This window comes from Mycobacterium sp., from assembly GCF_036488105.1.
In the GTDB taxonomy this organism is placed as follows: domain Bacteria; phylum Actinomycetota; class Actinomycetes; order Mycobacteriales; family Mycobacteriaceae; genus Mycobacterium.
Genome location: NZ_DASXHW010000481.1, coordinates 1 through 5,487 on the forward strand (window position 1 = coordinate 1; position 5,487 = coordinate 5,487).

The 5,487-nt window shown below is 65.2% G+C and carries 7 protein-coding genes; 5 read left to right on the plus strand and 2 right to left on the minus strand.

Annotation, left to right across the window (positions count from 1 at the left end):
- Positions 1 to 828 (plus strand): helicase-related protein (locus VGH54_RS25165; RefSeq protein ID WP_331514851.1); only part of this gene is annotated, 828 nt, incomplete at its 5' end.
- On the plus strand, positions 825 to 1,538 hold the full coding sequence (locus tag VGH54_RS25170) for an HNH endonuclease family protein (RefSeq protein ID WP_331514852.1): 714 nt from the start codon (positions 825 to 827) through the stop codon (positions 1,536 to 1,538). The genes VGH54_RS25165 and VGH54_RS25170, both read left to right, overlap by 4 nt.
- Positions 1,539 to 1,542: 4 nt before the next feature.
- Here the strand turns inward: VGH54_RS25170 and VGH54_RS25175 are convergent, their stop codons facing one another.
- Both VGH54_RS25175 and VGH54_RS25180 read right to left on the minus strand, forming a co-directional pair.
- On the minus strand, positions 1,543 to 2,388 hold the full coding sequence (locus VGH54_RS25175) for an aldo/keto reductase (RefSeq protein WP_331514853.1): 846 nt from the start codon (positions 2,386 to 2,388) through the stop codon (positions 1,543 to 1,545).
- 5 nt (positions 2,389 to 2,393) lie between these two features.
- A complete protein-coding gene (locus VGH54_RS25180; protein WP_331514854.1) occupies positions 2,394 to 3,227 on the minus strand; it encodes an aldo/keto reductase in 834 nt (277 codons plus the stop codon).
- Between VGH54_RS25180 and VGH54_RS25185 the strand changes: the two genes are divergently transcribed.
- The 3 genes from VGH54_RS25185 to VGH54_RS25195 all read left to right on the plus strand — a co-directional run.
- On the plus strand, positions 3,226 to 4,341 hold the full coding sequence (locus VGH54_RS25185; RefSeq protein ID WP_331514855.1) for an alpha/beta hydrolase: 1,116 nt from the start codon (positions 3,226 to 3,228) through the stop codon (positions 4,339 to 4,341). The two genes, VGH54_RS25180 and VGH54_RS25185, sit on opposite strands and share 2 nt — an antisense overlap.
- A 93-nt stretch (positions 4,342 to 4,434) precedes the next feature.
- Positions 4,435 to 5,205, plus strand: coding sequence for a DsbA family protein (locus VGH54_RS25190; RefSeq protein WP_331514856.1), 771 nt, complete (start codon positions 4,435 to 4,437; stop codon positions 5,203 to 5,205).
- A 71-nt stretch (positions 5,206 to 5,276) separates the two neighbouring features.
- Positions 5,277 to 5,487: vitamin K epoxide reductase family protein (locus VGH54_RS25195; RefSeq protein ID WP_331514857.1), on the plus strand; the 211-nt coding region annotated here is incomplete at its 3' end.

Sequence of the window (5,487 nt, forward strand, 5' to 3'; positions counted from 1 at the left end):
GCCTTGACCGTGTACGGCGACTTGGAGACGTCGACGCTCCGCGAGCTTCCCCGTGGCCGCCAGCCGATCACCACCACCGCCATCTTCGTCAACGAGAAACCGGCCTGGCTGGACCGGGCCTGGCGGCGCATCATCGAGGAAGTTGCCGAAGGGCGGCAGGCCTACGTGGTGGCGCCCCGAATCGACGACACCGACAGCGGCGGTCAAGCGGAGAAAGACCAAAGGCCTTCGGCGACAGTCGAAGAACTCTACGCGCGGCTGGGCAGCGATCAGCTATCCGGCCTGCGGCTGGGGCTCATGCATGGCCGGCTGACCGGCGATGAGAAGGACACCGTAATGGCGGCTTTTCGCGCCCGCGAGATCGATGTGCTGGTGTGTACCACCGTCATCGAGGTCGGTGTCGACGTTCCCAATGCGACCGTGATGCTGGTGATGGACGCCGACCGTTTCGGGATCAGCCAGCTGCACCAGCTGCGCGGCCGCATCGGCCGGGGCGAACACGCCAGCATCTGTCTGCTGGCCAGTTGGATGACACCGCACTCACGGGCGGGCCGGCGGCTGAGCGCGGTTGCCGGGACGCTCGACGGCTTCGAGCTTGCCGACCTGGATCTGCGCGAGCGCCGTGAGGGAGATGTGTTGGGCCGCAGCCAGTCCGGCCGCGCCATCACGCTGCGGCTGCTGTCGCTGATCGATCACCGAGACGTCATCGAGGCGGCTCGCGACTTCTGCGAGCAGGCCTATGAGGATCAGGCCGCACATCCCGGACTGGCGTTACTGGCAGCACCTTTCACCGGTACTGAACGCATCGAATTCCTGGACAAGTCATGACCCGCAGGACGGTGCTCTGGCTATCGGCGGTCGCGATGCTCGCCGTGCTGGTTGCCTACCAGGTCGTGGTCACGTCGGCGGGGGAGCGCGACCGGGAGTTCGCGGCTCGGGCTGACGTGCCGACGCTGCAACCCGGTGTCGACGTACTGGGCGGAATCACGGTGGTGCCGCTGAGAATTCGCCGATACGACTACCGTCGTGCCGCTTTCGGCGACGCCTGGACCGACGACAACGATGCCCCCGGCGGGCACAACGGCTGCGATACCCGCGACGACGTTCTGAACCGCGATCTAGTCGACAAAACAAACGTCTGGACCAAACGCTGCCCCGACGCAGTGGAAACCGGCACGCTGCATGACCCCTACACCAGCGACACCATCAACTTTCACCGCGGCGCGAAAGTCGGTGAGGCGGTGCAGATCGACCACATCGTGCCGCTGGCGCTGGCGTGGGACATGGGTGCCTACGACTGGCCCTTAGCCCAGCGGGTCCGCTTCGCCAATGACCCGGCGAATCTGCTTGCAGTAGAAGGTCAGGCGAATCAGGATAAGAGCGATTCGCAGCCGGGGCTGTGGATGCCGCCGAACCACGCGTTCTGGTGCCAGTACGCGATGCAGTACATCGCGGTGTCGCGCGGGTACGGGCTTCCCGTCGACCTGGTGTCGAGCAACGTCCTGCGTCAGGCCGCGGCGGGCTGCCCGACCGGATAGCGGGCTAGACGCCGGTATAGGTCAGCGGATCCTCGCGCACCCGGGTGCCGTCGTTGAGCCCGTTGAGGGCTTCCATGTGTGCGGCGGTCAATTCGAAATCGAAGACATCGAAATTGCCGGCAATCCGCTCGGGGTTACTGGACCGCGGGATCACCACGTTGCCCAGTTGAATGCTCCACCGGATCAGCACCTGCGCCGGGGTGCGGTCGTATTCGCCGGCGATCGACGTCACGGTGGGGTTGTCCAGCAACCTGCCGACCGCCAGCGGGCTGTAGGCCTCGGTGACGACGTTGTGCTGTGCGTTCACCGCGCGTAGCTCGGCCTGGTTGAGCAGCGGATGCAGCTCGATCTGGTTGACCGCGGGGGTGACGTAGGTCAGATCGATGACCGTTTCCAGGTATTCCTCGTTGAAGTTGCACACCCCGATCGAACGGGTATGACCATCACCGCGGGACTGAATCAGGCCGCCGAAGGCGTCCACGTACTTACCCAGTTGCGCCATCGGCCAGTGGATGAGAAAAAGGTCCACGTAGTCCAGCCCGAGCTTGTCCAGGCTGACCTTGACGGCGTCCTGGGTAAGGTTGAAACCCTGGTCGGCATTGGCCACCTTGGTGGTGATGAACAGCTCCGCGCGGGGAATTCCGGAGGCCGCGATGGCGCGGCCGACGGCGGCTTCGTTGCCGTACACCGCGGCGGTGTCGATCAGCCGGTAGCCGACTTCCAGCGCCGTCGAGACGGCGCGTTCGGTCTCGTCATCGGACAATTCCGCGACGCCGAGGCCGATCACCGGCATCGTGTTTTCGTCGTTGAGTGCAATGGATGGGACGTAGGCGCCCGACTCGCCGGTCACGTCATTCACCTGCCTGTGAAGTCGAAGGTTCGTGGATCAGGACCCCGCCGGTTTCCGTCGTCGAGCGATGAGATTGACGCCATGTCGTTTTCGCTTAGTTCGAAATCGAACACGTCGAAGTTGCTCGCAATCCGCTCAGGGTTCACTGACTTGGGGATGACGATGTTACCGAGCTGAATATGCCACCGAATCAGAACCTGGGCCGGTGTTCGGCCGCAGCCCTCGGCGACCCCGGTGACGGTGGGATCGGTCAGCAACGAACCCTGCCCGAGCGGACCCCACGCCTCGGTCGCGATTCCGAGCCGGGCGTGCAGCTCACGTAGCTCGGTTTGCGGGAGCCGGGGATGCAGCTCGACCTGGTTGACGGCAGGCACGATCCCGGTCGCGTCGACCAAAGTATTGATGTGCTCGGGCTCGAAATTGCTGACCCCAATGGACCGGATCCGGCCCTGGTCGCGCAGATGGGCGAACGCCTTGAAGGTGTCGACGAACTTGTTCAGCTTCGGCATTGGCCAGTGCACCAGGTAGAGGTCCAGAACATCGATCCCCAGCCTCTTCATGCTGGCGTCAAATGCGGCCAGCGTGCTCTCGTAACCCTGTTCGGAGTTCCACAGCTTGGTGACCAAGTAAAGTTCGTCTCTGGGCACACCAGACGCGGCGACCGCACGGCCGGTTTCGCGTTCGTTGCCGTACATCGCCGCGGTGTCGATATGGCGGTATCCGGCTTGCAGCGCGCTGCTCACCGCCTGCTCGGTGTCCGTGGGCGGGATCTTGAATACGCCGAATCCGACCGCGGGGATGGAATTACCGTCGTTGAGCGTGACTAAGGGAGCACCCATGACACGAAGTCTGCCAGGCACCTCGGATCAGCAGCTCAAGACCGGTGGTGGCTGGGCCAACCGGCTGCAGAGCGCCGCCACCAGTGCCGGGCTCAAGGTGATTCCGTGGGTGCCCACCAGAGCCAAACGGTTGTTGTCGGGAGGCCGCGCGGTCATCATCGACGGCAACACGCTGGACCCCACCCTGCAGTTGGCGCTGTCCGGGTTGCGTGCGTTCGGGATGAACGGCCTGGTCCTGGGCCAAGACCCCGGCGTCTCGCGGGCTCAGCTGCGCGAGATGACTTTCGGCTTCGGCGGACCGCAGATCCATGTCGGCGTCAGCGACGTGTCGATACCCGGACCGGCCGGCCCGATCCCGGCTCGGCACTACCGTCCGGCGACGTCTGGGCCTGCGCCGTTGGTGGTCTTCTACCACGGTGGCGGCTGGGTGATCGGTGATCTGGACACCCACGACCCGCTGTGCCGGCTGACCTGTCGTGACGCCGACGTGCACGTGTTGTCGATCGACTACCGGCTGGCCCCCGAACACCCGGCACCGGCCGCGGTCGACGACGCCTATGCGGCGTTCAAGTGGGCGTGCGAACACGCCGGGGAACTTGGCGCGATCCCCGACAAGATCGTCGTCGGCGGCGACAGCGCCGGCGGCAACCTGGCCGCCGTCGTTTCGCAGCTGGCGCGCGATGAAAACCCCCAGGGCCCGCAGCCGGTGCTGCAGTGGCTGCTCTATCCCCGCACCGACTTCACCGCGCAGACCAGGTCGCTGACCTTGTTCGCCGATGGTTTCCTGCTCACCAAAGCCGACATCGACTGGTTCACCGATCAATACCTGGGTGGTTCGGGCGTCGACGCTACGGATCCGCGGGTGTCGCCGCTGTTCGCCGACTCGCTGGCCGGTCTGCCGCCCGCACTGATCGCTACCGCGGGCTTCGACCCGCTGCGCGACGAGGGCAACCGCTACGCGGACGCGCTGCACCAGGCCGGGACCCGCGTCGACCTCCGGTCGATGCGATCGCTCACGCACGGATTTGCCAGTCTGTTCCCGCTGGGTGGCGGAAGCGCGCTGGCCACCGCGGAGTTGATTTCGGCGCTGCGGGCCCATCTCAGCCGCGTCTGACCTGCAATAGCGACGCCGGTAGGCTTAGTCGCTATCGCAGACCGCATCGCGACCCGACCGCGACGCCGACTATCCGGAGTGTGAGACTTGCCCATGGGGGATAAAGCCGCCAAATCAAACCGCCCAGCCCGATACGACCTGAACGCCGCCGGGCGCCGACGTGACATCCTGGTCCGGATCGGGCTCACCTCGATCGTGGTGCTGTTCGCCGTCGTCCTCGTCGGCTACATCGTGATCTCGCACGACAAGAAGACCGCCGCCAGCGGCGCGCGCGCGGTCCGGGTGACGTCGAGCAAGCTGGTCACCAAGGACGGCAGTCACGATCCGAAAGCGGTCGTGACGTTCTACGAGGACTTCCTCTGCCCGGCCTGCGGCAATTTCGAGCGAACGTTTGGCCCGACGGTGAGCAAGTTGATCGACGACGGCGCCATCGCGGCCGACTACTACATGATCGGGCTGCTGAGCAGGCCGCAGAACCAGGACTACTCGTCGCGCGCCGGTAACACCGCCTACTGCGTCGCCGACGAGTCGATCGATGCCTTCCGGCGGTTCCACACCGCGTTGTACACCAAGGACATTCAGCCCTCCGAGACCGGGACATCGTTCCCCGACAACGCGAAGCTGATCGAGTTGGCCCGTGAGGCCGGCGTGGTCGGCAAGGTCCCCGAGTGCGTGAAGTCCGGCAAATACCTGCCGATGGTCGACGGGTTGGCGACATCGCAGGGTATTCACGCCACCCCGACCGTGCGGATCAACGGCCAGGACTACCAGTGGTCGACGCCGGACGCGTTTGTCGCCAAGATCAAAGAGATCGTCGGGGATGTGCCCGGAATCGACTCGGCTGCGACCCCAGCGGCGTCGTGACTGCCACGGCATCGGCCAAACCTGATGGGCCGGTAGAGGACTCGACGCCGCCGTCAGATGCGCAGCCGGTCGTGCCGAGGGCCAGCGCGTGGTGGATATTGATCGCGGGCGTGATCGGGTTGATCGCTTCGGCGACACTGACGGTCGAGAAGATCGAACTTCTGCTCAACCCGGCGTATGTGCCGTCATGCAACCTCAACCCGATCGTGTCGTGCGGTTCGGTGATGACGACGCCGCAAGCGTCGGCGCTGGGTTTCCCCAACTCGCTGATCGGTATCGGCG